The sequence below is a fragment of the Caulobacter sp. FV2ps19 genome, from assembly GCF_058681035.1.
In genome coordinates this window covers 3,569,296-3,594,262 of the sequence record NZ_CM178729.1, presented here as the reverse complement: position 1 = coordinate 3,594,262, position 24,967 = coordinate 3,569,296, and the positions used below count along the sequence as shown (strand labels likewise).

The window sequence follows — 24,967 nt, the reverse complement described above, 5'->3', positions numbered from 1 at the left end:
GGCCGGCCGCATCAGCTTCTGGCCTGGCGAACCAGGCTGAGGAATTCTTCGCGGGTCTGGGGATCATCGCGCATCCGGCCCAGCAGGCGGCTGGTGGTCAGCATGGAGCCGGGCGTATCGACGCCGCGCAGGGTCATGCAGCTGTGCTCGGCCTCGATCACCACGCCCACGCCGCGCGGGTCCAGGCTGTCCTGGATGGCATTGGCGATGTCGGTGGTCAGCTTCTCCTGGATCTGCAGGCGGCGGGAAAAGCCCGACACGACCCGCGCCAGCTTGGAGATGCCGACCACGCGGGCGCCGGGCAGGTAGCCCACATGGGCGCGGCCGATGACCGGCAGCATGTGGTGCTCGCAACAGCTGACCACCCGGATGTTGGACAGCACGACCATGTCGTCATAGCCGCCGGTTTCCTCGAACGTGCGCGTCAGGTGCGTGCGCGGGTCCTCGCCATAGCCGCTGAAGAGTTCGGCATAGGAGCGCGCGACCCGGGCGGGCGTGTCCAGAAGGCCCTCGCGGGTGGGGTCGTCGCCGGCCCAGGCGATCAGCAACCGCACGGCGTCCTCGGCCTGGGCCTGGGTGGGCCGGACAGGGGCGGGGCTGGCGCGGTGGGCTACGGCGGACTTGAACGCTGACGACATCGAGGTCTCCACGAAGCACGTGTGCTATCTCTGGAGTTCTATATCTCAACTGAGATATAGAAAAGTGGCATTATGCCGCCAGGTTGATCGCGGGGCGGGGAGCGTCGTGTCGGGGAGCGTCGGGTCGGGGCGGCGTGGCGTAGGCGCGCACGAAGGCGGCGACCACGTCCTCGACCAGCCGGGTCATCTCCAGCGGGCTGGTGGCGTGGCCGCAAAGCTGCTGCTGGTGCAGACAGGCGATCAGCAGGGGCGAGACCAGGACCATGGCGGCGGCCCGCAGGTCGGTGGCGATCATGTCTCCGCGCGCGATGTGGTCGGCCAGCCGGGCCTGCAGAGCCTCGATCGTGGGATCAACAATGTGGGTGAGGGCTGACGATCCCATGGCCGGGTCCAGAAAGCCTTCGGCCAGGCTGATCGCGAACACATCGCCCAGCCGCACCGTCTTGGGCGCGGTGAGCGCCAGGACGAGGTCGTCGGCGTAGTCGCTGATGGACTGGGCGAAGGGTTTGTCGCTGTGGCGTTGCGCATCCAGGGCCGGACGGCCTCGGCGCAGGCATTCGGCCAGGACAGCGTCGATCGTCTGGGCGCGATCGCCGAAATAGTGGCGCAGGGTCGGAACCGAGACCTCAGCGGCGACCGCCAATTCCCGCAGGCTGGGGCGGGCGCCGTCCCGGCGGACCATGTGCAGGGTCATCTTGGCGAGCAGATCCCGCCGTTTGGCCTCATGGCCCGCGTCGCGGGAGCCCTTGGGTCTGGACAAGCGCTTGATCCTCGGTGGCCGAACAGCCTGACCCGCGCGGTCGCCCGGGCCAATTTTCTATATCGCATGATATAGATAAACTGACCATGGCCTCCGTGGACGGCCTCCTAGGGCCAGACGATCGTCGGTCGATCTGGCCGCGACGTCCGCCGTCATCTGAAAGATACCGCCCGACCAGTGTGGCCGGGCGGTATTCATCCGAGGTTTAGAACGTCTTGCGCACGGTCACGCCGTAGGTCCGGGGCGCCGTGGGATAGCCGCTGTAGCTGCCGTCCTGGGCGACCGTCGGGAAGGTGGCGATCAGGCTCTCGTCGTCTGTCAGGTTGCGGCCCCACAGGGTCACTTCCAACTGGTGCGCGGCATTGGTCAGGCCCAGGCTGGCATTGATGTTGTTCTGACCCCAGGTCGACAGCTCGGGCGGGGTGGTCTCGGTCAGCTGGGTCTTGCTGGTGTAGTCATATTCGGCCCGCAGATAGCCCGAATAGCCGTTGCCGAAATCGTGGTTGATGGTCGCCGAGGTCGACAGGGTCCAGGTCGGAATGGCCGCCGGCTTGTCGCCGGTCAGGTCGCGGAAGTTCGGACGTCGGCCGGTGGCCGGATCAACCGGGCAGCGGACGGTGTCATAGTTCACGCAGGCCGCTCCGGTGAAGGAGTCGAACTTGGGGTCCAGATAGGTCACGGCGCCGGTCAGGGCCAGCCACGAGGTCGGGCGATAGGCGCTGTCGACTTCGAAGCCGCGCACCGACTCCTCGCCGGCATTGACCAGGCTGTAGCCCAGGCCGGTGAAGGCGTTGGACTGGAAGCCCTTGATCGACTGGTCGAAGACCGCGAGGTTGAAATAGCCGCCCGGGAAGTTGGCCTTCAGGCCGGCTTCATAGACGCTGACATCCTCGGGGTCGGCGGTGCGGCCCACGCCATTGGCGTTCGGCGGACGGCTGTCGGACGACAGGTTGAACGCCCCGGCCTTCCAACCCGTCGAATAGCTGACATAGGCGTTGATCGCGCCGAAGTCATAGGCCGCGCGCACCGCATAGGTGACCTTGTTACCCTTCAGCTGTCCCGACTCTGTGGCGTTGGGATAGTTGACCGGCGCATGGTTGGTGGTGTTGCCGTAGTAGAACTGCAGCGCTCCCAAGGCGCCGTAGAGGTTGCCCGGCAGGCCCAGCGCCGTCAGTTGCGGAACCGATTGCAGGTTCAGGGCCGAGAACTTGTCGTACAGCACGACATTGGAGGTCGTGTTCTTCTTGTCGCTCAGATAGGCGAGGCCGCCGGTGATCGTCAGATGATCTGTGACCTGATAGTCGGCCTGGCTGAACAGCGAGAACGAGGTCTGCTTCATCGAGTAATAGTCGTCGATGGCCGGACCCGCCGTGAAATAGGTCGATCCGGGCACGATCGACGGAGTCACCAGGCTCTGCAGGAATTCCAGCGCATAGAGATTTGACTTGCCGGTCAGGGCGGGACGCAGGGCCGCGGGCAGGGCGCCGAGCAGCGCGGCCGGAACCTGGCCGCTCAGGCCTTCGGCGAACCCACGTATATCGCTACCGTTGGTGATGGTGCGGCCGGTCGACAGCTTCTCGTTCTGATAGAAGCCGCCCACCAACCAGCTGAACGGACCCGCGCCCTTCGACGCCAGCCGCACTTCCTGGGTGAAGGTCTTGATGTCGTTGCCCAGGTCGTTGTTGGCGATGTCGGCGCCGGTAAAGTCGATGTCCTGAAACGAGTGGCTGGTCTGTTTGCGATAGGCGGTGATCGAGGTCAGGGCCGCGAAGCCGAAGTCATGATCGACCTGGGCCGACACGCCCTGGCCCTTCAGGGTGTTTTCCGGGTCGGTGTTGAAGACAACGTCCCGGTCAAACTTGGTGGCGGGGTTGCCGACCGGCCTTCCCAGGCCAAAGGGCGCGGGCGCGGCGATGAACTGCGTCGCAGGGCCGTTCAGCAGCGACACCACGGCGCAGCAGATTTCGTTGATCTTGTTGTAGTCGGCGATCACCCGCACCGAGGTCTCATCGTTCGGCAGCCACAGCGCGTCGGCGCGCATTGACCAGCGGTCGCGGTTGTTGACGTCGCTGCCGGTGACCGTGTTGGTGGCGAAGCCGTCACGCTTGTTGACGCCGCCGGACACCCGCAGGGCCAGGGTGTCGCTGAGCGGGCCGGTGACCGTCGCCTTAAACTGCCTCTGGTTGTAGTTGCCCAGGGTGGCCTCGGCCTTGCCGCCGAACTCGAACTGGGGCTGCTTGGTCACGATGCTGATGGCGCCGGCCGAGACGTTCTTGCCAAACAGGGTCGATTGCGGACCGCGCAGGACCTCGATGCGCTCGATCTCGGGCAGGTCGTCCAGCGCCGAAGAGGAGCGCGAGCGATAGACGCCGTCGATGAAGACGCCGACCGAGCTTTCGATGCCGTCATTGCCATTGCCGTTGCCGAAGCCGCGGATGACGAAATTGGTTTGGCCGACGGTGTTGAACTGGGAAACCTTCAGCGAAGGCACCAGGGATTGCAGGTCGATCAGGTCGCGGATCTGAGCCCGCTCCACCGCCAGGGCGCCGGTCACCGACACCGAGATCGGCACGTCCTGCAGGGTTTGCTCGCGCTTGGTCGCCGTCACGATGATTTCGTCGACGGTCGGGGCTTGGGCGGCGCTTTGTGCGAACGCCGAACCGCTGGCCATCAAAGCGGCGAGCGAGACACCCAGAAACTGGATCTTCTTCATGTAAACCTCCCTGAACTTTTTTATTCGGGCCAACTTCGTGAGCTGGCCGCATTACCCGTTTTTATGAGCAACTAGATATTTTAATGCAAGTTAGACTTTTAGTCGCGCGCTTGCGATCCGGCGTTATCCGTTTCAATAAAGTCCCAATCGCCGCGAACAGGCGAACGGGAGGAGCGCATTTTGAGGGGCGAAGACCCTGACACGACAGCCGGATCTGAAGGCTCCAAGGCGCTGTCCCACAGTCAAAAGTCCGTAAAGAAGCGCGATGCGATCCTCCGCGCCGCTATTGAGATCATAAACACCAAGAGTTTCGCCCTGGCGACAATGTCGGAGATCGCCGCGAAACTTGGTTTGCGGGATGCCGCGCTTTATTATTATTTTCCCAACAAGCAAGCTCTGGCCTTTGCGTGCCATCTTCGTTCTTTGCAGCGATTCCAGAACCTGCTGAGCGAATCCGACCGGAAAGGTGGGACGGGGGCCGAAAAACTCGAGCGTCTGCTGCGCGCCCTGTTGGTCGATTCTGCAAAAAGTGGACCCCAACTCTATTTTGGCGACCTCTCTTACCTAACGGAAACTCAACGCGATGAGGTTTCGGCCTGGGGCGAGAGGCTGACCGATGAGCTTGAGCGGTTCGTGAAAGAGGGCATTGTCGACGGATCGATCGTCCCCTGTGAAACCGAACTGGTGGTGCAACTGCTCCTGGGCATGTTGATCTGGCTGGCCAGGTGGGTCCCCAACATTGAGGGCGTCACCGCCGATCGGCTGATGACCGCGATGGGCCTGGTCACGCTGAAAGGCCTCGCGCCCCGCCTGTCGGCCTGATCCCGATCGCGGTGAGCGCGGCCCAACCCTGCGGCGTCAGGCATGGGCGCGTGGGTATTCTCCAAAAAAGTGACGTCCGCGGTCTTTACCTGCGCGGCCAAGGATGATCAGCGTCGGCCGTTCCGCTTCCACCGCAGCGGCGAGACCCCGCCGCCTCTAAACCAGACCCAGGCTTCCCATGACGTCAGCCCCAGCCCCGACCTTCCAGCACCTGCCGCATCCCGCGCCGACCTCGCCCGAGCGTCGCGCCGCCCTGCTGGCTGATCCGGGTTTTGGTCGTGTCTTTACCGACCACATGGTGACCATTCGCTATTCACAGGCTGAAGGCTGGCACGACGCCAAGGTGCAGCCGCGCGGGCCCATTCCAATGGATCCGGCCTCGTCAGTGCTGCACTACGCCCAGGAAATCTTCGAGGGCATGAAGGCCTATCGCACGGCTGACGGCGGGGCGGCCCTGTTCCGGCCGGAAGAGAACGCCCGGCGCTTTCAGGAGTCGGCCCGGCGCATGGCCATGGCCGAGCTGCCCGAGGCCCTGTTCGTCGAGGCGGTCGAGCAGCTGATCGCCGTCGACCGCGACTGGATCCCGGAAGGCGAGGGCAGCCTCTATCTGCGGCCCTTCATGTTCGCCACCGAGGTGTTCCTGGGCGTCAAGCCGGCCAGCGAATATCTGTTCGTGGTGCTGGCCTCGCCGGTCGGGGCCTATTTCAAGACCAAGGCCTCGGCGATCTCCGTCTGGGTTTCGGAGACCTTTACCCGGGCGGCCCCGGGCGGCACGGGCGCGGCCAAGTGCGGCGGCAACTACGCCGCCAGCCTGCAGGCCCAGTCCGAGGCCATCGCCCATGGCTGCGACCAGGTGGTGTTCCTCGACGCGGTCGAGCGCCGCTGGATCGAGGAACTGGGCGGCATGAACGTCTTTTTCCGAATGGATGACGGCAGCCTGATCACCCCGCCCCTGGGGGGCACAATCCTGCCGGGCATCACCCGGGCCTCGATCATCACCCTGGCGCGCGACCAGGGTATCGAGGTGCGCGAGCAGCCCTACAGCCTCGACGCCTGGCGCGCCGACGCCGCCAGCGGCCGCCTGCGCGAGGTGTTCGCCTGCGGAACGGCGGCGGTTCTGACCGGGATCGGCACGGTGCGCACCGCCTCGGGCGACTTCACGATCGCCAATGGTGCGGAGGGCGAGATGACCGAGCGCCTGCGCAACGCCCTGATCGGCATCCAGCGCGGCCGCGCGGCTGATCCCTATGGCTGGGTGCACCCGGTCTGATCGATCAGGCGGGCGGTCGCCGCCCGTCGGGGCGCTCCAGGGTTTCCCAGAGACGCCGCTCGGCGCCGAACCGGTCGTCGACGACCTTGCAATCGACGTCGATGACCATGGTCGCGCGCCGCGTCAGGTCATAGGCCGGCCACGCGGGCTGGCCGGGCGCGGAGGGGATCCCATCGCGCGCGAAATTGGCGAACAGGGCGCTGGCGTTGGCTGCGGCCAGCGCCCGATCGGGGCGGCTGCCGGCCAGGGTCGTGGTCGGACCCACCTGGTTGAAGACCAGCGGAATGTCGCTGGCGTGCATCGCGCCCAGCTCATAGTCCGAGCCGGGCGGCTTGATGTTCGAGCGATAGGCCAGATTGTAATAATAGACCGGCGCGCCGCCCTGGACGGCCTTTCGCTCGGCGGTGACGATCGAGCCTGAGCCCATGTCGGCGGCGCTGGCGATGGCCAGATAGAGGTCCGTCGGCGAGGCGTCCGGGCGGCCGGCGCGATAGGTGGTCATCACGGCGTCGGTACTGTCGCCCAGCTTTTCGGCCAGGCGCCCCCTTAAGCCGCTCCAATCCAGCCTGAACGCTTCAGCGTCCTTGTTCTGCCAGGCGAAGAACGCCGCCTCGTTGTCCAGCCAGCCGATCATCAGGGGCTTGTCGCGCGCCGAGGCGGGAGCGGTGGGATCGAAGGGATGATGGGGCAGAAGCGCGCCGTCCATCATCGGGCCGTAGAAGCCGGGTCCTACCGTCTGGATGCCGCGCCAGCCGTGGCCTGTGCCGCCGCTTGCGCGCTTGGCCAGGGCGTCCTGGGCCTGGAGCAGGCGAGGGGCGGGGACGTCCAGCAATCGCCGCCAATCAGCGGGGGCGATGTCCAGCTCGGCCAGCAGCAGGCGCGTCGTTGCGGCGGCCGCATCACGCGTACCGATGCGCACGGCGGGGCCGCTCTGGATCGCCGCCTTCGAGAACAGTGGCGCGACCGACGGCATGGCGTACAGGCAGGCGGTCTTGGCGCCGCCGCCGGACTCGCCAAAGAGCATGACATTGTCGGGATCGCCGCCGAACGCGGCGATGTTGCGCGCCACCCATTGCAGCGCCAGGACAATGTCGGACAGGCCCTGATTGCCAGAGCCGGCATAGGCGGGGCCGCCCAGCTCCTCCAGATACAGATAGCCCAGCAGGCCCAGGCGGTGATTGGTCGCCACCACCACCACGTCATGGTCGCGGGCCAGGCGGCTCCCGTCCTGGGCGGTGCTGCCCGCCGAGCCGGTGGTGAAGCCCCCGCCATGACTGTAGACCATCACCGGTCGACCCCGGCCGCCGCCCGCCGGCTTCCAGATATTGAGCACCAGGCAGTCTTCGGCGGGTGCGGGTTCATTGACGCCATACACGCTATTGGGATGCTGCAGCGACGGTGCGCCCAACTGGATCGCATCGCGCACGCCGGTCCAGGCCGGAGCCTGACGCGCGGGCCTGAATCGCGCCGCCCCGGTGACGCTGTCGCCATAGGGCACGCCCCGGAAGATCTCGACGCCGTCGACCCGCTGACCGCGCAGGCGCCCCTCAGCCGATTCGATGATCACCGGCTCGGCCGAAAGGGTCTCGGCCCTGAGGACCGCAGGCGCTGCGATGAGGCCCGCACCCGCGGCCAGGAGCTGACGGCGATCGAGGGCGGGACGAGGGGTCATGATGGCGGCTCGCGGCGGTTGGGTGGCTCAGGAAGGGGCGCAAGCCCTGCCTCTGGCTCGCCTATCGCACGTTGGAACGGTCCGCCCGGCGGCGATCTGGGGCGGACAGGTTTCAGATTTTATCAGTATTGACAAAAAGTAGGCTTTTTTCGATCTTGGTCAAGAATGGCCCCTGAAGCAGCATTTATACGATAAACAGCGCTGTCAAAATTCAGTTTCTGGTCACCTCTTGGCTTGACCAGTGCCACATACCGATGTTACCGCTACCTGTGTCGTCGCCGCCAAGGCGTTCATGTCGGTCCTTGTGTCCGCCCTGAAATACGTTTTTGGCGTCACGGATAAAAACAAACATGCCCCATTCCATTGGGGCGCATTATGCGGGGAAACGATCATGAAGCGGCAACGTCGCCTTACTATGTCTGCATCTTTGATAGCGCTGTCAGCCATGCTGGGCGCGGGGCAGGCTTTCGCTCAGCAGGCCTCCGAAAACGCGGTCGAGGAAATCGTCGTCACGGGTATCCGGGCTTCGCTGGAACGCTCGATCGCGATCAAGCGCTCCAACAGCGGCGTCGTCGACGCGATTTCCGCCGAAGACATGGGCAAGTTCCCCGACACCAACCTGGCTGAATCGCTGCAGCGCATCACCGGCGTGTCGATCGACCGCACCAACGGCGAAGGCTCGCAGGTCACGGTTCGCGGCTTCGGCGGCGGCTTCAACCTGGTGACCCTGAACGGCCGCACGATGCCGGGTGCGAATGTCGCCACGGTCGGCGGCGACCAGTCGGCGGATTTCGCCAGCGGCACCAGCCGCTCCTTCGACTTCTCCAACCTGGCGTCGGAAGGCGTCACCACGCTGGAAGTCTACAAGACCGGCCGCGCGGCGATCCCGTCGGGCGGCATCGGCGCCACCATCAACGTCAAGACCCGTCGCCCGCTTGAAGCGCGCGAGACCGGCTTCAGCGGCAGCCTCGGCGCCAAGGCCGTCTATGACGAAGGCGCTGACAAGTCCCTCGATGGCGCTGACAAGATCACGCCGGAAATCTCGGGCCTGCTCAACTGGATGGATGATTCCGAGAAGTTCGGCGTCAGCCTGTTCGGCAGCTATCAGAAGCGCAACTTCACCAGCCGCGCCGCCACCTCCAACGACTGGAACATCCGTCGCTATTCGGACTTCCTCAACCCGGCGAACGGCTTCGTCCGCAACGGCGGCGCGACCCAGATCACCAATGCGCCGGCCAGCGGCGACACCTGGGTGGCGATCCCCAATGACAGCCGCTACCACTTCGCCGAAGGCGAGCGGGAACGCATCAATGGTCAGATGTCGGTTCAGTATCGCCCGGTCGAGAACCTGCTGATCACCGCCGACGCGCTGTATGCGCAAAACAAGTCCTTCGAACGCCGCAACGACAGCACCAACTGGTTCAACCGGCCGTTCGACAAGGTGACGTTCGACGACAACCCCACAGTCGCCACGGCGGTTCTGCTGCAGGAAACCCTCAGCGGCACCAAGGATATGGGCTTTGAGCAGCAGTATCGGGCCAACAAGGACACGCTCAAGTCGTTCGGCCTGAACGGTGTCTGGGACATCAATGACCGCTTCCACGTCGCGGTCGATGGGCACGTTTCGAAGGCTGACAGCGCCCCTGACGCGCCCAACGGCACCAGCATGACCTCGGTCAGCATCGGCGCGCCGATCATCTCCAGCCACTCGGTCGACTACAGCGGTGATATTCCGGTGCAGTCGTTCACGATCAACGACGCCGCGCCGCGCGGCAACGGTAACGGCGTGCTGGACGCCGGCGACCTGGGCAGCCAGGTGGCCCGCACCTCGGCCCAGCGCCAGCGCAATGACATCAAGGAAATCCGGGCCGACGTGACCTGGGATCTGGATGACAATGGCAGCCGGTTCGACTTCGGGGCGGACTACCGCACCTCGAAGATGATCCAGACCACCCTGAACACCCAACAGGACCTGGGCAGCTGGGGCATCTCCAATCCCGGCGACGTGGCGCAATACGCCAACAGCCTGGTCAGCAGCTTCTGCCTGTCCTGCCAGTTCAACACCTATGACGCGCATCAAACCGGCCAGGGCCTGACCTCGTTCCGCGCCGACGCGATCAAGCTGTATGACGCGCTGTCGCCGGTCTATGTGGCGGCGGGCAATCCCGTGGGCGTCACCGGTCAGGACAACAATCGGGTCGATGAAGACATCACCGCCGCCTATGCCCAGCTCACCTGGAAGGCGGACCTGGCGGGTCGTCCCGCGACCCTGGTCGCCGGCGCGCGTTATGAGAAGACCAAGGTCAAGTCCGTCTCGCTGATCCGTTCGCCGCGGGCCATCGTCTGGACCGCCGATAACGACTTCCGCATCGATACGACGGCGACCTATGTGCCGGTCTCCGGCGAAGGCGATTACGACAACCTGCTGCCGTCCCTGGACTTCCAGATCGATCTGCGGGACGACGTCGTCGGCCGCTTCTCGTTCAGCCGCACCATCGCCCGTCCGGACTATGGCAACCTGTTCGCCTCCAGGTCGGCTGGGGCTCCCAACCGTCCGGTGGCCAACGGCGCCATCCCGTTGGGCAGCAGCGGTAACCCCAACCTCGCGCCGCTGATCTCGGACAACTTCGATGTCTCGCTGGAGTGGTACTACAAGCCCAGCAGCTACATCTCGGCGGGCTTCTTCGAAAAGCGCGTCAACAACTTCGTCGGCACCGGCACAGTCAGCCAGAACCTGTTTGGTCTGCGTGACGCCAGCTCCGGCGCGGCGGGCACCCGCTCGGGCGACGCCAAGGCGCAACTCACCGCCATCGGTGCGGATCAGACCGACGTGAACCTGTTCACGATGACGGCCCTGATTGACCAACTCGGTTCGGTGGCTGCGGCTTCCGCTCAGTACCAGGCCAATCGCGGTGCGGGCGGCGACCTCAATCAGGCCTTCGTCGACCAGATCCTGGCGGCCTATGACATCGAGCCGAACTCGTCGGACCCGCTGTTCAACTTCCAGGTCTCGCAGCCGATCAACAACAAGACCGGCAAGATCCACGGGTTTGAAATCGCCGGTCAGCACTTCTTCGGCGACTCGGGCTTCGGCGTCGCCGGCGCCTACACCATGGTTCGCGGCGATGTTGATTTCAACATCGGCGCCGACCCCAGCCAGGACCAGTTCGCCCTGCTGGGCCTGAGCGACACGGCCAACGCCACCTTGATCTACGACAAGAACGGGCTCTCGGCGCGTCTGGCCTACAACTGGCGTGACCGGTTCCTGCAACAGACCAACCGCGGGGGTTCGCGTAACCCGGTGTTCGTCGCACCTTTCGGTCAGCTGGACTTCAACGTCAGCTACGACGTGACCGAGAAGCTGGCCGTCTCGCTGGAAGGGATCAACCTGACGCGCGAAAGCCTGCGGACCTACGGTCGTAGCGAACATGAGCTGTGGTTCGCTCAAGAGCTGGATCGCCGTATCCTGCTCGGCGCGCGCTACCGCTTCTAGACGACACGCACGCTGGAGACTGGGAGAGGCCGCTGCTCACGCAGCGGCCTTTTTCTTCCAAAACGGCGTAGGATCGACCAAACGACCGCCCGACGCGAAAGGCGCGCATGACCAAAAGAGTGCTGCTTAACAATGTCGACCACGCCGATCTGAAGGCGATCGTCGGCTACGGAGCCGGCTTCGGCGACAACATCAATCAGGCGCTGCTGCTCCCGACCGAGTTCGAGGCGGCGCAGCGCGACTATCCGATCCTGCTGCGCAAGGACCCGAACGGCGACTATCAGGCCGTGGCGCTTCTGGGCCTGGACCGGGACGAGAACCTGTTTCTCCACGACGGCGAATGGCGGGCCCGCTATGTGCCGGCCGTGCAGCAAAGGGGCGCGTTTTCCATCGCCCTGCGCGACGCCGACGACGGCGAGCCGGCCAAGCCCATGATCCATGTCGATCTGGATCATCCCCGCATCAGCACCACCCAGGGCGAGCCCCTGTTCCTGCCCGCCGGCGGCAATGCGCCGTATCTGCAGCACATGATCGGCGTCCTGGGCGCGATCTATGACGGGCTGGAAATCAGCAAGCCGATGTTTTCGGCCTTTGTTGAGCTGGACCTGATCACGCCGGTGTCGATCGAAATCCAGCTGGACGACGGCGCGTCCTATGACCTGCCCGATTTCCACACCATCGCCGCTGATCGACTGGCGGCGCTGGCGGGAGCCGATCTGGAGCGGATGCACCAGTCGGGCCTGCTGCGCGCCGCGCAATGGATCTTGTCGTCGATGGGCAATATCCAGCGCCTGGTCGAACTGAAGAATGCGCAGCGGGCGGCGCTGAGCGCCGGCGAGGGGCGGCCGGCGTCATGAGCGATGTCGCCCGCAGGGTGCTGGAAACCACGGTCGCCTCGCCCGGAGACATCCCGTTCGCGGCGGTGATCGAGGGCCAGACGCCGATGATCTTCCGCGGCCTGTCGCGCGACTGGCCGCTGGTTCAGGCGGGGCTGGAGTCTCCCCAGGCGGCGATGGCCTATCTGTCGGCCCAGGATCGCGGGGGGCGGCTGCTGGTCTATGTAGGCGACCCGGCGATCAAGGGCCGCTTCTTTCATGATGAGAGCCGCACCGGCCTGAACTTCCGGACCGAACGGGCGGGCCTTGGCGACATTCTGGCGCGGATCGCGGCAGGGCTGGACGAGGCCGACGGTCCGGCCCTCTATGTCGGCTCGACCGATCTGGACGCCTATTTCCCGACGCTGCGCGCGGAGAACGATCTGGGCCTTGGTCCCGAGACCTTTGGCGCCGAGCCGCCGATGGCCAGCCTGTGGATGGGCAACCGCACCGTGGCGGCGGCCCATTACGACATGTCCAACAACATCGCGGTCTGCGCCGTGGGCCGGCGTCGCTTCACGCTGTTTCCGCCCGACCAGGTGGCCAACCTGTATCCGGGACCGCTGGAGCCCACGCCAGGCGGCCAGGCGGTCAGCCTGGTGGATTTCGACGCGCCGGACTTCGATCGCCATCCCGGTTTCCGTGACGCCCTGGCCGCCGCCCAGGTGGCCGAGCTGGAGCCCGGCGACGTGCTGGTCTATCCGGCCCTGTGGTGGCACCAGGTCGAGGCGCTGGACCCGTTCAATGTGCTGATCAATTACTGGTGGAACGCGGCGCCGGGCTTCATGGATACGCCCATGAACACCCTGCGGCACGGCCTGCTGAGCCTGCGCGACCGCCCCGAGCACGAGAAGCAGGGCTGGAAGGCGCTGTTTGACTACTACCTCTTCGGTCCCGCCGAGCGCGCGGGCGCGCACCTGCCCGAGCCGGCGCGGGGCGTTCTGGGGCCGATGGACCTCATGAAGGCGCGTCGGCTGCGCGCCGATCTTCTGGACCGGCTGAACCGATAGGAACGATGGAGCAGGGTGTGAGCGGTCAGGTCGTGAAGAAGGTGGTCGTCGCCGGGGGCGGGACGGCCGGGTGGATGGCGGCGGCGGCGCTGTCCAAGCAGTTGGGCCCGCTGCTCGACATCGTCGTGGTCGAGTCCGACGAGATCGGCACGGTGGGGGTAGGGGAGTCGACCATCCCGACGGCGCGCACCTTCAACGCCCTGCTGGGGATCGACGAAGCCGAGTTCATGCGGGCCACCCAGTCGACCTTCAAGCTGGGGATTTCGTTCGAGAACTGGGGCCAGATCGGCGACCGCTACATTCACTCGTTCGGCCAGGTCGGCAAATCCACCTGGATGGGCGGCTTTCACCATTTCTGGCTGCAGGCCCGCGCCGAAGGCTTCGCCGGCGATCTGGGCGACTATTGTTTCGAACTGCAGGCGGCCAAGGCCGAGCGTTTTTTCACCGATGAGAACGCCTCGATCAACTACGCCTACCATCTGGACGCCACCCTCTATGGCCAGTTCCTGCGCAAGATGAGCGAGGCCGCCGGGGTCCGGCGACAGGAGGGCAAGATCACCAGTGTCCGGCAGCGGCCGGAGGACGGCTTCATCGAGGCCCTGGTCCTGGCGTCGGGCGAGGTGATCGCGGGGGACCTGTTCATCGACTGCACGGGCTTTCGCGGCCTGCTGATCGAACAGACCCTGAAGGCCGGCTTCGAGGACTGGAACCACTGGCTGCCGACCAACAGCGCCCTGGCGGTGCAGACCCGCTCCACGGGCCCCGCCATTCCCTACACCCGCGCCAGCGCCCACCGGGCGGGGTGGCAGTGGAAGATCCCGTTGCAGCACCGGGTGGGCAATGGCCTCGTCTATAGCAGCGAGCACCTGTCGGACGACGAGGCCCATGCGCTGCTGCTGCAGCAGATCGACGCCGAGCCGCTGACCGAGCCTCGGCTGCTGCGCTATCGCACCGGCCGGCGTCGCAAGACCTGGGACAAGAACTGCATCGCCCTGGGCCTGGCCAGCGGCTTTGTCGAGCCGCTGGAATCCACCTCGATCCACATGATCATGATCGGGGTGACGCGGCTGATGCAGCTGTTCCCGTTCGACGGGGTCAACGAGGCGGTGATCGCCCGCTACAACCGCCTGGCCGAGGACGAGCTGGAGAAGATCCGCGACTTCATCATCCTGCACTATACGCTGACCGAGCGCACCGACAGCCCGTTCTGGGACTATTGCCGGACCATGGAGATCCCCGACAGCCTGGTCCATCGCATCGCCCTGTTCCGCGACAACGCCCAGGTGTTCCAGGCGCCGGGCGAACTGTTCCAGGTCGACTCCTGGCTGCAGGTGATGCTGGGCCAGAGGCTGGAGCCCAAAGGCCACCACCATATGGGCCGCATGATCCCGCCCGGACAGCTGCGCCGGGCGCTGGACGACCTGAAGGGCAATATCGCCCAGGCCGTCGAGCGGATGCCTCACCATCAGGCCTTCCTGGACCGCTATTGTGCGGCTTCGCCGACCTGATTGACCGCGACTGCGGCGTTCGCGCGACCCTGTCCGCAGGGCTTGAAATGGGGCGGGAATCGCGTCGTGCGGCCAGCGGTCGCATGGCGATGAAGTTTACAATCTGTAAACATTTATCCCATGCGCACCCGAACTGATCATCTCCGTGAGGCCGAACGGCTCGAGCGCCAGGCGGAAATCGCCGACAGCAGCCATGCCCGGGCCGCCCTGCGTCGCATGGCCCAGACTTCGCGCGGCGCCGCCGCCCTGGCCGGGATGATCGAGGCCTGCGACGACAGCCTGCCGGCGCGGGGCGCCGGCGTTTAAGCGCCGCGCCAGGTGTTTTTTTTGCCGGGCCCGCTCTGAGCCCGGCGCGGGACCGTGCTATTATCCATATCGACGGCGCTGTCGTTCGAGCGCAGATTTGCCGTCGTTGAGCGCGGCCCGGCGCGGTGTGGCGAGGGGACAAGGTTTCTCCGCCCACCCGTCAGAAGGACCTCGCCACAGGGAGGAAGACATGACGCCAAGAAGCCTTCTGGTCGCGAGTGCGTTGACGGCGACCTTTTTGACGACGGGCGGGGCGATGGCCTCGACCCTGGTGCTCGGCGGCGGCGCGGCCAAGGATTGTTCGGTCGCCGCCATTGACGGGCGGGCCGACCAGAAATCGGTGCTCACCTGCACCACGGCGCTGGAGACCGAGAACCTGAATTTCCGCGACCGGGCCCGCACCTATGTGAACCGGGGCGTGCTGCAGATGCGCCAGAGGGATTTTTCCAATGCGCGGGCCGATTTCGACGCCGCCTCCAGGATCGATCCGGATCTCGGCGAGGCGTGGGTCAATCGCGGCGCCACCTATGTCGGCGAGGAACGCTATGGCGACGCCCTGGGTCAGATCGACAAGGGCCTGGCCCTGGGGGTCAAGGACCCGGAAAAGGCCTGGTTCAATCGCGGCATGGCCAATGAAGGCCTGGGCGATCTGAGCTCGGCCTATCAGGACTATTCCAAGGCGGCGGAACTGGATCCCCAGTGGGATGCACCGAAACGTGAGCTGATGCGTTTCACCGTCAAGCGGCCCTGAAACACGCCGAGGCTCCGGCTGGGTTCAAGGCGAAGGAGCGTCAATGCGGGGCATGAAATGGGCGATTGCCGGCGGCCTTGCGTTCGTGGCGACCGCCGACGGCGCGTCTGCCCAGGAGGATGTTCTGCGCGAACTGACGGCCCAGAACGCCGCCGGCCACGGCGCGGAGATCACTCGTCAGGACCTGCCGGCCTTTCAGAGCCAGATCCAGGCTCAACAGGGCCAGGCGCGGACGGCGCTGGTCCTGCGCGAACTGGAAGGGGCGGGCGCCGACCCGCCGGGCGTGACCGTATCGCCGGTCGCGCCATCAGACGCGCCGCCTGAGAGTCCGGCGGACTCGATCACGCAGCAAATGGACCGCACGGAGCGCCTGACGCAGGATGCCCTGGCGCGGAGCAACGCGCGAATCCGGGCCGTGCGCCCGGCCAGTGACCACTGACAGGACGACCTCATGGAATGGAAAGGCGCCCGTCGCGAGGGCAATATCGAGGATCGCCGCGGGATGGGCGGCGTGGGCCTGGCCGGCGGCGGGATCGGGGCGCTGGTCCTGGCGGCGGTGGGCTATTTCGTGTTCGGCATTGATCCGCAGACCACCTTGCAGGCGACCCAGCAGATCCAGGGGCAGGGCCAGCAGGAGGCGGGCGTTCGTGGGACAGCGTCCGACGAGAAGGGCCAATTCGTTGACGCCATCGAGACCTCCAACACCGACGTCTGGGGTCCGATCTTCGCCCGACAGAACGTGCGCTACACGCCGCCTGAGGCGGTGGTCCTGTATGACAACGCCACGCAGACGGGCTGCGGAACCGGCCAGTCGGCCATGGGGCCGTTCTATTGCCCGGCCGACCGCACGGTCTATCTGGACCTGACCTTCTGGAACGATCTTGAGACCAAGTACGGCGCCAAGGGCGAGTTCGCCCGCGCCTATGTGATCAGCCACGAGATCGGCCATCACGTGCAGACCCTGCTGGGGACCTCCGACCAGGCCCGACGGTTGGGCGCGCGGGGCGAGCAGAGCGGTTCGGTGCGACTGGAACTGCAGGCCGACTGCTATGCCGGGGTCTGGGCCGCGCACGCCGGCGAAACCTCTGGCGGCCAGATCGTCATCAACCCCGCCGACATCGAGGACGGCCTGGGCGCGGCCTCGGCCGTGGGCGATGATGCGATCCAGTCCAAGACCCAGGGCCAGGTCGTGCCCGACAGCTTCACCCACGGCACCAGCGCCCAGCGCATGCGCTGGTTCACGCGCGGCTATGAGCGCGGCGATCCGGCGGCGTGCGACACGTTTGGCTCGGCGCGGCTGTAGAGTTTTGGCTATGCTTTCTTTGGGCTTTTATTCTGATGTCTGGGAGGGTCTGTTTTTAAACGCTCCACCAAGCTTTCGAATTCTCCGAAATAGGTATTTCTAGCCTGGCGTTGACGTAATAGTCGGACGTAGGGATCGGCGTGCTCCCAAGTCTTTTGTGCCGATGACCCGCACCAGCGCACGTATAATTGATAATCTAAAATTTTACGTGAAATGCCTATGGCCGCCAGTTCAAACTGGTTGAGTACTAGCCGGATGGCTTGAGATTCTACCGTGGCTTCGTTTTGAGGCTCGGCCCATACCGCCAATCCTCCGTTCTCCTTCGCTAGCCGTATAAAGGTCAGTCTAGCGTCGATCAGTTGCCGGTCTGACTCCGACGCAGTGATCATATCCAGTGTGGCCTGACGACAAGCCAGTGCTCTTTGGCTCAAGATGCCCCAGCATGCGATCGTTGCCGCCAAGGCGGCTGTGATGAACACTGCATGTACTTCATGCAAGCCCAGAAAGGTGCTGGCTACTGTTGCGCTATTGCCCATAGCAAAATGCCCCCCGGCGTCGAACCGGAGGGCAAATTAATCAACCATCTGTTGTCTGACTAGAGGGTTAGCTCAACCCACCCCAGCCCTCGGCGATTTTGATTTTAGTCATGCAACTCTTCTCCAAATCGACCCGCACGCAAGGCGCAATGGAACGCTGTGACTCTGTGTTTAGAAACACCAGCCACGTTAACAATTCCTTACGCGCGCATATGTGCACGTGCCCTCATGGTGTCAACGGCCAAGAACCCATCGGCGTTCCGATCACGACTCGAAACTTCCGATGCTTAAATTAGACGGTGAAGCGGGCTGAAGGGTCAACGATTCTCCTTGAGCGCGAACCTACCAAGGCGGGATGCGCGGCAAGCCTTGACCCTCACGTCAGTCGGCCTAGTGTCCCCCTGTTCACCGGGGGGTCGCTTGCGCGGCTGAGATTGGGTCTTGGCCCTGACCCGTCGAACCTGATCCGGGTCATGCCGGCGAAGGGAGGGAACGCGAAGCCTGGCGAAAGCCCGCCTTCGCACACCGACTTAGCGCGACACGTCCGGGTCTCCTTTACGCCAAGGAGCGCCCGAAAATGAACGTCCAGTCCACCATCAAGGCCGTCGCCGAGACCATCTCGACCGGCCCCATCCCCGGCTCGCGCAAGGTCTATCAGGCCGGCGAGCTGTTCCCCGATATCCGCGTGCCGTTCCGCGAAGTGGCCGTCCACCCGTCGGCCAACGAGCCGCCGGTGACGGTCTATGACCCGTCGGGCCCCTATAGCGATCCCACCGCGACGATCGACATCGAGAAGGGGCTTGAGCGCACCCGCGAAGCCTTCGTCGTGGCGCGCGGCGATGTCGAGGTGGTGGAAACGCCCCGCGCGGTGAAGCCCGAGGACAACGGCTTTGCGCAAGGCAAGCACCTGGCCCCGCAGTTCCCGGCCGTTGGCCGCACGATCTATCGCGGCAAGCCGGGCGCGCTGATCACCCAGTACGAATACGCCAACGCCGGCAAGATCACCGCCGAGATGGAATATGTCGCCATCCGCGAGAACCTGCGCCGCGAGCAGGACCGCCCCTGCGTGCGCGACGGCGACGACTTCGGCGCCTCGATCCCCGACTTCGTGACGCCGGAATTCGTGCGCCAGGAAGTGGCCCGCGGCCGCGCCATCATCCCGGCCAACATCAACCACGGCGAACTTGAGCCGATGGCGATCGGCCGCAACTTCCTGGTCAAGATCAACGCCAATATCGGCAATTCGGCGGTGCTGAGCACCGTCGCCGACGAGGTCGACAAGCTGGTTTGGGCCACCCGCTGGGGCGCCGACACGGTCATGGACCTGTCGACCGGCCGCAACATCCACAACATCCGCGACTGGATCATCCGCAACAGCAGCGTGCCGATCGGCACGGTGCCGATCTATCAGGCGCTGGAAAAGGTCAACGGCGTGGCCGAGGACCTGAACTGGGAGGTCTTCCGCGACACCCTGATCGAACAGGCCGAGCAGGGCGTCGACTACTTCACCATCCACGCCGGCGTGAGGCTGCCGTTCATCCCGATGACCGCCAAGCGGGTCACCGGCATCGTCTCGCGCGGCGGCTCGATCATGGCCAAGTGGTGCCTGGCGCACCACAAGGAGAACTTCCTCTACGAGCGCTTCGACGAGATCTGCGACATCATGCGCCAGTATGACGTGTCGTTCTCGCTGGGCGACGGCCTGCGTCCCGGCTCGACCGCCGACGCCAATGACGAGGCCCAGTTCTCGGAACTGCGCACCCTGGGCGAGCTGACCAAGGTGGCCTGGAACAAGGGCGTTCAGGTGATGATCGAAGGGCCGGGCCACGTGGCCATGCACAAGATCAAGGCCAACATGGACGAGCAGCTCAAGCACTGCCACGAGGCCCCCTTCTACACCTTGGGCCCGTTGACCACCGACATCGCCCCTGGCTACGACCACATCACCTCGGCGATCGGCGCGGCGATGATCGGCTGGTTCGGCACGGCCATGCTCTGCTACGTCACGCCCAAGGAGCACCTGGGTCTGCCGGACCGCGACGACGTCAAGACCGGCGTCATCACCTACAAGCTGGCCGCCCACGCCGCCGACCTGGCCAAGGGTCACCCGGGCGCGGCCATGTGGGACGACGCCATCAGCCGGGCGCGGTTCGAGTTCCGCTGGGAAGACCAGTTCAACCTGGCCCTCGATCCGGAAACCGCCCGCAAGTTCCACGACGAGACCCTGCCCAAGGAGGCGCACAAGACTGCGCACTTCTGCTCGATGTGCGGCCCCAAGTTCTGCTCGATGAAGATCAGCCACGAGGTGCGGGAATTTGCCGCCGCTCAGGCCCCGAACGAGGCGGCGGCTCTGGGCATGGCCGAGATGAGCGAGAAGTTCCGCGAGCAGGGCTCGGAGATCTATCTGAAGACCGAATAGGGCTTGTTTCGCCCGGCCTTGATCCGCGTCAAGGCCGGGCGGGCAGGAGCGGGCAATCGTGGGGACTCTTCTGGAGGCCTTGTCGATGACCACCCGCCGCGCTGTTCTGGGAGTTCTGCCGTTCATCGGCGCGACCGGCTGCGCCGCCGGCGGGGACGCCTATGCCGAGGCGGTCGCCGCCACCTGGGCCTTGCCCCCGATCGGGCCGACGACCGGGCTGCCGGTTCAGGCCTTGGTCCATGCCGCCACGCTGGCCGCCAGCGGCCACAACACCCAGCCCTGGCGGTTCCTCGTGCGGGGCCGCGACCTCATCCTCCAGCCGGACCTGTCGCGACGCACCCCGGTGGTCGATCCCGACGACCATCACCTGTTCGTCAGCCTGGGCTGCGCCGCCGAGACCCTGCTGCACGCCGCCACCGGCTATGGCTGGTCGGGCGAGGCGCGGTTCCTGGGACCCGTCGAGGGCGTCGCCGTCACGCTGTCGCCGCGTCATCTGGGCCCCGATCCCCTGTTCGCGGCCATCGCCCATCGCGCCTCAACCCGCGGCGACTATGATCCGCGTCCCGTCCCGGCCGCGACCTTGCGAGCCCTGGCGGTCAGCGCCGGCCCCGACGTAGCGCTGAGCCTGATCACCGACCGTCCCCGCCTCGACGCGCTGACAGCCTTGATCATCGAGGGCGACAAGGCCCAGGTCGCCGATCCGGCCTTTCGCCGCGAACTGATGACCTGGATCCGTTTCGACGCCGCCGAGGCCCTGGCCCGGCGTGACGGCCTGTTCACGCGCTCTTCGGGCAATCCCGCCCTACCGCGCTGGCTAGGCTCGCGGATGTTTGACCTCGCGTTCACCGTCAAGAGCTCCGCCGACAAGATCGCCCACCAGATGGCCCAGACCGCCGGCGCGGCGGTGTTCACCGGGCCCTCCGACGATCCGGCCGGCTGGGTGGCTGCTGGGCGGGCCTTCACCCGCTTCGCCCTGACCGCCACCGCCCGGGGGCTGAAACTGGCCTTCCTCAACCAGCCCGTCGAGAATGCGCCGACCCGCGCGGAACTGGCGGCCTGGCTGGGCGACCCCGTCCGACGCCCCGATCTGGTGGTGCGCTTCGGCGCGGGCCCCGCCATGCCGAGGTCTTTGCGGCGGCCGGTTTCGGCGGTACTTTCAGCCTGAGCGTGGCGGCGGCGCGCCGTTTTCTCGCCCGCTTGTCGGAACCTATCGCGCCCGTTCGTTCTAGTCTCGTCAACGACGACAGGGAGGACTGCTCATGGCTTATGTCGATGGTTTCGTGCTCGCCGTTCCGAAAGCCAATATCGAGGCCTACAAGGACATGGCCCGGCTGGGCGGCAAGGTGTGGATGGAGCACGGGGCTCTGTCCTACGTCGAGTGCTTCGGTGAAGACACGCCCTATGGCGAGGTCACCTCGTTCCCGCGCGCCGTGCAGGCCACCGACGAGGAGATCGTCGTCTTTTCCTGGATCACCTATGCCGACCGCGCCGCGCGCGACGCGGTGATGGCCAAGGTGATGGCCGACGAGCGCATGAAGCCGTACATGGACAACATGCCCTTCGACGGCAAACGCATGATCTTCGGCGGGTTCGAGGCGTTCCTGGAGTTGTAGAGCTGTCGCATAGACTACCGTTATGCGGTAGTCGCGCTTGGGTGTTGGAGCGCGACCTTGCCGACCATACTGATCGTTGCGGGCCCGAATGGCGCGGGTAAAACAACTTTCGCGACACGCTGGATCAATGCCAGCGCGCCGAACTACGTCTTTGCCAATGCCGATGAGATTGCTCGGCGTTTGACCGAACCGGCGCTCTCCTCGACGGAGCGCGACATGCGCGCCGGGCGTGTCATGCTGGAAAATCTCAACGCTTACATCAGTGAAGGCGCGGACATCGTTCTGGAAACAACCCTGTCCAGTCGGCTCTATGCCCGGCGCATCCCTGAATGGCGCGAGGCCCGATACAGCGTCGTGCTGATCTATGTGCGATTGCCGGATGTCGAGGCGTCAATAGCTCGCGTCGCCCATCGGGTAAGCATGGGTGGTCATCCCGTACCGGAGATCGACCTTCGTCGACGCTTTCAGCGCAGTCTCGCCAATCTGGAAATCTACAAGACGCTGGTCGATCGTTGGGAAGTCTGGGAAAGTGGCGATGGAACGACTACCTTGATCGATAGGAGTTCGTCATGACCAAGACGCCAGATCCCGAAAGCATCGCCAAGGCCATGCGAGACGCCGCCTGGATCGCGACCCATGGCACGCGTGAAGAGCGCTCCGGAAAATTCATCGCCTCCAAGCCGGTGACAGACGTCATCCGACCCGCAAAGAGAAGCGCGGCCGCTCAGCGTTGAATGACCGCGCCGGCGTGCTTCAGTAGAAGAACTTCTCCTCGACAATCTTGCCGTCGAGAACGGTATAGACCGCCACTTCATCCATGGTGATGCGCTCGCCGCTGGACTTGGGGGTCACGTCCATCTTGAAGCCGACCGCGAACTGGTCGCCGTTGATATAGGGGCCGGTCACCTCGACGCTGTGGACCTCGTGATTGGCGGCCCACCATTCGCCCTTGCCGGTGACCGCGGCCTTGCCCTGCATGCGGGCCATGTCGCCGGGCATGGCCTCGAGGCTGACGACGTCGTCGGCCCAGTATTTTTTCCCGGGGGTGTCGAAGTCTCCAGCCTTGCAGAGGGTCACGAGATCGGCGGCGATGTCTTGAACAGTCATGGTGAGCTCCTGAAGAGAGGGGTTGGCGACGGCGACCCTCTCTCGGCAAACCGGATTGTTCAAGTCCATATGTTCGCTTTTTGTTCTAATGGATGCAGGTTGCTGACAGTGGCTGGCAGCAGACAGGCCTGATGGTTTTCCGCTACCGTCGCGCCCATGAGTCACGCCCCGTTCCCCGGCTTCGCCGCCGCCGATCTCGCCTTCCTGACCGATCTGGCCGCGCACAATGATCGAGACTGGTTCGCCGCCCATCGCGCCCCCTTTGACGCGGGGCTGAAACCCACGCTCGCGGCCCTGATCCTGGCCCTGAACGAAACCCTGGACGCCCGGGGCCTGCTCCTGGCGGGGCATCCCAAGCACACCGTGTTCCGCATCCATCGCGACACCCGGTTCTCCAAGGACAAGACGCCCTACAAGACCCATGTCTCGGCCACCCTGACGCGCGACGGCCAGAAGATGTCGCCGGGCATGCTGTATGTGCATATCGAGCCGGAAGGCGGCGCGACGCCGGCCTTCGATCCGCAGACCATCGATCCGCTGGATCCCTCGACCCTGCCGTCCGCCCAGGGAAGCCATGACGGCTATGCGGGTCGCGGGGCCTTCGCGGCGGCGGGGTTCTATCTGTCGGAGCGTCCGCAGATCGACGCCTTCCGCCATGCTCTCGTCGCTGATCCCAAGGGCTGGGCGGCGGTCGAGAAGGCCCTGACGGCCAAGGGGCTGGAGATCGAGCCCGGTGATCCGGTCAAGCGCATGCCCAAGGGGTTCGAGGATCAGGCCGGCGGTCCGCTGGAGGCCGTCCTGAAGCGCACCCGCTGGCTGGTCCGCCGTGACCTGTCAGGGGCGGAGGTCGCGGGCCCGGACCTGCCCGAGGTCATCGCCCGTTTCGCCGCCGACGCCCGGCCGCTGCTGGACTTCGGCTGGAAGGCGCTGCGCCCCTAGGCCGTTCAGTACGAGATCTTCAGCCTCAGGGTGGCGACGACGGCGTTGTCGATGTCGCGGTCACCGGCCGGCCGCACGATATATTGCAGGTCGGGCTGCAGGCTCACATGCTCGGTCAGGCTGTCGGAATAGGTGATTTCGAAGGCGGTCTCCGTACGCCCGATATTGCGGCCCGCGTCGACGCTGTTGTCGCGTTCGCGACCGCTGATGAAGGCCTGGTTGACGCCCAGGGACAGCGCGCTGTCCGGCCGTTGGGCGAAGACCTCCTCGATCAGTACGCCGGCCTGCCAGCCGCCTTCAAACGGCGAGGTGGCGCCGTCGGACACGCCGATCCGGGCAAAGCCGGTGGTGCGACGGGGGCCGTCCTCTTCGCCCGCCAGTCGGCGTTCCGCGAGGAGATAGACGCCGCCCGCGCGCTGTTGGACCGGATCGCCGGCAGCGGTCACCGCGCGCCAGTCGTCCTGCTTTTGGCTGTAGGTCCAGGCGCCGGCCGCCAGCTTTCCAGCCGTCGCCGAGGTCCAGCCGGTTTCGGCGATGACCAGGGTTCCGTTGTCGAAGCTCAGGTCGACGCCGCCGGGGTCGCCCAGCACGCCGGCCTGGGCGTTGATGATGGCGGCCTGGACATAGCTCGACTCCCCCGCCTGCCAGCGCAGACGCACGGCCAGGGCGGTGGAGGGGAAGATGGACGGTCCATTGGGGCCGGTGGCGGCCAGTTCCGAGCCGATGCCGAAGGCCGGCGCGATCAGCAGACCGGCGCTGTCATTGGCGTAGAAGTCACTGTTGACGTCATAGAGGCCCGCCAGGATCGAACCCTGGTCGCCGCCAAAGCTCTGTTCGATCCAGGCCTCAAACAGGCGCGTGCGCTGCTGGCTGACCTCGATATTGTTGATGCCCTGCAGGGCGCCGGCGGCGTCATTGGGGATGCCGCCGGAATTGTTCAGAAGGGTCAGGTGCGCCGTAGCGCCAGACCAGCCCAGGGCCTTGCCCAGGTCGATATCGGCGCCGATTTGCAGGTCGTCCAGCACGCGACCGCGCTGGGCGACGCCGCCTGCGATGACGCCGCTGACATCGCCCGTAAAGTCCAGGCTGAGCTTCAGCGCCGGATCATCCTGAGCGGCGGCCGGCGTCGCGGCGGCCATGGCCGCGCCGCACGCCATGCTGACAAGCACCCACATCGAGCCCTTTGAGTCGTTCATAGCCTTCACCATCCAACCCCGGACCCGTCGTGGGAT

Annotated in this window: 23 protein-coding genes and 1 riboswitch; of the genes, 16 read left to right on the top strand and 7 right to left on the bottom strand. The window is 65.5% G+C overall.

The window, feature by feature from the left end; all coding sequences use genetic code 11:
- Positions 1–11 precede the first annotated feature (11 nt).
- The 3 genes from folE to ACW18B_RS17045 form a co-directional block, all read right to left on the bottom strand.
- Positions 12–638 (bottom strand): GTP cyclohydrolase I FolE, encoded by a 627-nt coding sequence (folE, locus tag ACW18B_RS17055; protein ID WP_492048207.1) that lies wholly within the window; start codon positions 636–638, stop codon positions 12–14.
- A 70-nt stretch (positions 639–708) separates the two neighbouring features.
- Positions 709–1,398: a TetR/AcrR family transcriptional regulator gene (locus ACW18B_RS17050; protein WP_492048206.1), complete on the bottom strand. Its 690-nt coding sequence runs from the start codon at positions 1,396–1,398 to the stop codon at positions 709–711.
- A 205-nt stretch (positions 1,399–1,603) separates the two neighbouring features.
- Positions 1,604–4,111: a TonB-dependent receptor gene (locus ACW18B_RS17045; RefSeq protein WP_492048205.1), complete on the bottom strand. Its 2,508-nt coding sequence runs from the start codon at positions 4,109–4,111 to the stop codon at positions 1,604–1,606.
- Between the two features lie 180 nt (positions 4,112–4,291).
- On the opposite strand from ACW18B_RS17045, the gene ACW18B_RS17040 reads away from it, so the two are divergent.
- Positions 4,292–4,933: a TetR/AcrR family transcriptional regulator gene (locus tag ACW18B_RS17040; protein WP_492048204.1), complete on the top strand. Its 642-nt coding sequence runs from the start codon at positions 4,292–4,294 to the stop codon at positions 4,931–4,933.
- A gap of 178 nt (positions 4,934–5,111) precedes the next feature.
- A complete protein-coding gene (locus ACW18B_RS17035) occupies positions 5,112–6,203 on the top strand; it encodes a branched-chain amino acid aminotransferase (protein ID WP_492048203.1) in 1,092 nt (363 codons plus the stop codon).
- 4 nt (positions 6,204–6,207) lie between these two features.
- On the opposite strand, the gene ACW18B_RS17030 is transcribed toward ACW18B_RS17035, so the two are convergent.
- A complete protein-coding gene (locus ACW18B_RS17030; RefSeq protein ID WP_492048202.1) occupies positions 6,208–7,875 on the bottom strand; it encodes a carboxylesterase/lipase family protein in 1,668 nt (555 codons plus the stop codon).
- Positions 7,876–8,266: 391 nt separating this feature from the next.
- Here ACW18B_RS17030 and ACW18B_RS17025 point away from each other — a divergent pair, with 391 nt between their 5' ends.
- The 8 genes from ACW18B_RS17025 to ypfJ all read left to right on the top strand — a co-directional run bounded on the left by ACW18B_RS17025 (position 8,267) and on the right by ypfJ (position 17,121).
- Positions 8,267–11,368 (top strand): TonB-dependent receptor, encoded by a 3,102-nt coding sequence (locus ACW18B_RS17025; protein WP_492048201.1) that lies wholly within the window; start codon positions 8,267–8,269, stop codon positions 11,366–11,368.
- Between the two features lie 107 nt (positions 11,369–11,475).
- Positions 11,476–12,225 (top strand): SapC family protein, encoded by a 750-nt coding sequence (locus ACW18B_RS17020; RefSeq protein ID WP_492048200.1) that lies wholly within the window; start codon positions 11,476–11,478, stop codon positions 12,223–12,225.
- Positions 12,222–13,253 carry a cupin-like domain-containing protein gene (locus tag ACW18B_RS17015; RefSeq protein ID WP_492048199.1) on the top strand — a complete coding sequence of 344 codons (1,032 nt, stop codon included), beginning with the start codon at positions 12,222–12,224 and terminating at the stop codon, positions 13,251–13,253. The genes ACW18B_RS17020 and ACW18B_RS17015 overlap by 4 nt, the downstream gene beginning before the upstream one ends.
- 17 nt (positions 13,254–13,270) lie before the next feature.
- A complete protein-coding gene (locus ACW18B_RS17010) occupies positions 13,271–14,761 on the top strand; it encodes a tryptophan halogenase family protein (RefSeq protein ID WP_492048198.1) in 1,491 nt (496 codons plus the stop codon).
- Between the two features lie 120 nt (positions 14,762–14,881).
- Positions 14,882–15,067 (top strand): hypothetical protein, encoded by a 186-nt coding sequence (locus tag ACW18B_RS17005; RefSeq protein ID WP_492048197.1) that lies wholly within the window; start codon positions 14,882–14,884, stop codon positions 15,065–15,067.
- 190 nt (positions 15,068–15,257) lie between these two features.
- Complete coding sequence (locus ACW18B_RS17000) at positions 15,258–15,818, top strand: tetratricopeptide repeat protein (RefSeq protein WP_492048196.1); 561 nt, start codon at positions 15,258–15,260, stop codon at positions 15,816–15,818.
- Between the two features lie 52 nt (positions 15,819–15,870).
- On the top strand, positions 15,871–16,257 hold the full coding sequence (locus ACW18B_RS16995; RefSeq protein WP_492048195.1) for a hypothetical protein: 387 nt from the start codon (positions 15,871–15,873) through the stop codon (positions 16,255–16,257).
- A gap of 12 nt (positions 16,258–16,269) precedes the next feature.
- Entirely contained in the window at positions 16,270–17,121 is an 852-nt protein-coding gene (ypfJ, locus tag ACW18B_RS16990; RefSeq protein ID WP_492048194.1) for a KPN_02809 family neutral zinc metallopeptidase, read from the top strand.
- 8 nt (positions 17,122–17,129) lie between these two features.
- Here the strand turns inward: ypfJ and ACW18B_RS16985 are convergent, their stop codons facing one another.
- Positions 17,130–17,657, bottom strand: coding sequence for a DUF4760 domain-containing protein (locus ACW18B_RS16985; protein ID WP_492048193.1), 528 nt, complete (start codon positions 17,655–17,657; stop codon positions 17,130–17,132).
- 399 nt (positions 17,658–18,056) lie between these two features.
- A riboswitch (TPP riboswitch) is annotated at positions 18,057–18,162 on the top strand.
- A 72-nt stretch (positions 18,163–18,234) separates the two neighbouring features.
- Here ACW18B_RS16985 and thiC point away from each other — a divergent pair.
- From thiC to ACW18B_RS16960, 5 genes are all read left to right on the top strand, one after another.
- Positions 18,235–20,076, top strand: a complete 1,842-nt coding sequence (gene thiC, locus ACW18B_RS16980; RefSeq protein WP_492048192.1) for a phosphomethylpyrimidine synthase ThiC — start codon at positions 18,235–18,237, stop codon at positions 20,074–20,076.
- A 58-nt stretch (positions 20,077–20,134) separates the two neighbouring features.
- Entirely contained in the window at positions 20,135–21,241 is a 1,107-nt protein-coding gene (locus ACW18B_RS16975) for an Acg family FMN-binding oxidoreductase (protein ID WP_492048191.1), read from the top strand.
- Between the two features lie 94 nt (positions 21,242–21,335).
- Positions 21,336–21,689 (top strand): DUF1428 domain-containing protein, encoded by a 354-nt coding sequence (locus ACW18B_RS16970; protein WP_492048190.1) that lies wholly within the window; start codon positions 21,336–21,338, stop codon positions 21,687–21,689.
- A gap of 57 nt (positions 21,690–21,746) precedes the next feature.
- Positions 21,747–22,262: an ATPase gene (locus ACW18B_RS16965; RefSeq protein ID WP_492048189.1), complete on the top strand. Its 516-nt coding sequence runs from the start codon at positions 21,747–21,749 to the stop codon at positions 22,260–22,262.
- Positions 22,259–22,423 carry a hypothetical protein gene (locus ACW18B_RS16960; RefSeq protein ID WP_492048188.1) on the top strand — a complete coding sequence of 55 codons (165 nt, stop codon included), beginning with the start codon at positions 22,259–22,261 and terminating at the stop codon, positions 22,421–22,423. The genes ACW18B_RS16965 and ACW18B_RS16960 overlap by 4 nt, the downstream gene beginning before the upstream one ends.
- A gap of 19 nt (positions 22,424–22,442) precedes the next feature.
- Here the strand turns inward: ACW18B_RS16960 and ACW18B_RS16955 are convergent, their stop codons facing one another.
- The gene (locus ACW18B_RS16955) at positions 22,443–22,796 is read right to left on the bottom strand and encodes a SnoaL-like domain-containing protein (RefSeq protein ID WP_492048187.1); all 354 of its coding nucleotides are present in this window, start codon (positions 22,794–22,796) and stop codon (positions 22,443–22,445) included.
- 156 nt (positions 22,797–22,952) lie between these two features.
- On the opposite strand from ACW18B_RS16955, the gene ACW18B_RS16950 reads away from it, so the two are divergent.
- The gene (locus tag ACW18B_RS16950) at positions 22,953–23,735 is read left to right on the top strand and encodes a DUF2461 domain-containing protein (protein WP_492048186.1); all 783 of its coding nucleotides are present in this window, start codon (positions 22,953–22,955) and stop codon (positions 23,733–23,735) included.
- A gap of 5 nt (positions 23,736–23,740) precedes the next feature.
- Here ACW18B_RS16950 and ACW18B_RS16945 read toward each other — a convergent pair whose 3' ends face one another.
- Positions 23,741–24,931, bottom strand: a complete 1,191-nt coding sequence (locus ACW18B_RS16945; RefSeq protein WP_492048185.1) for a carbohydrate porin — start codon at positions 24,929–24,931, stop codon at positions 23,741–23,743.
- Positions 24,932–24,967 lie beyond the last annotated feature (36 nt).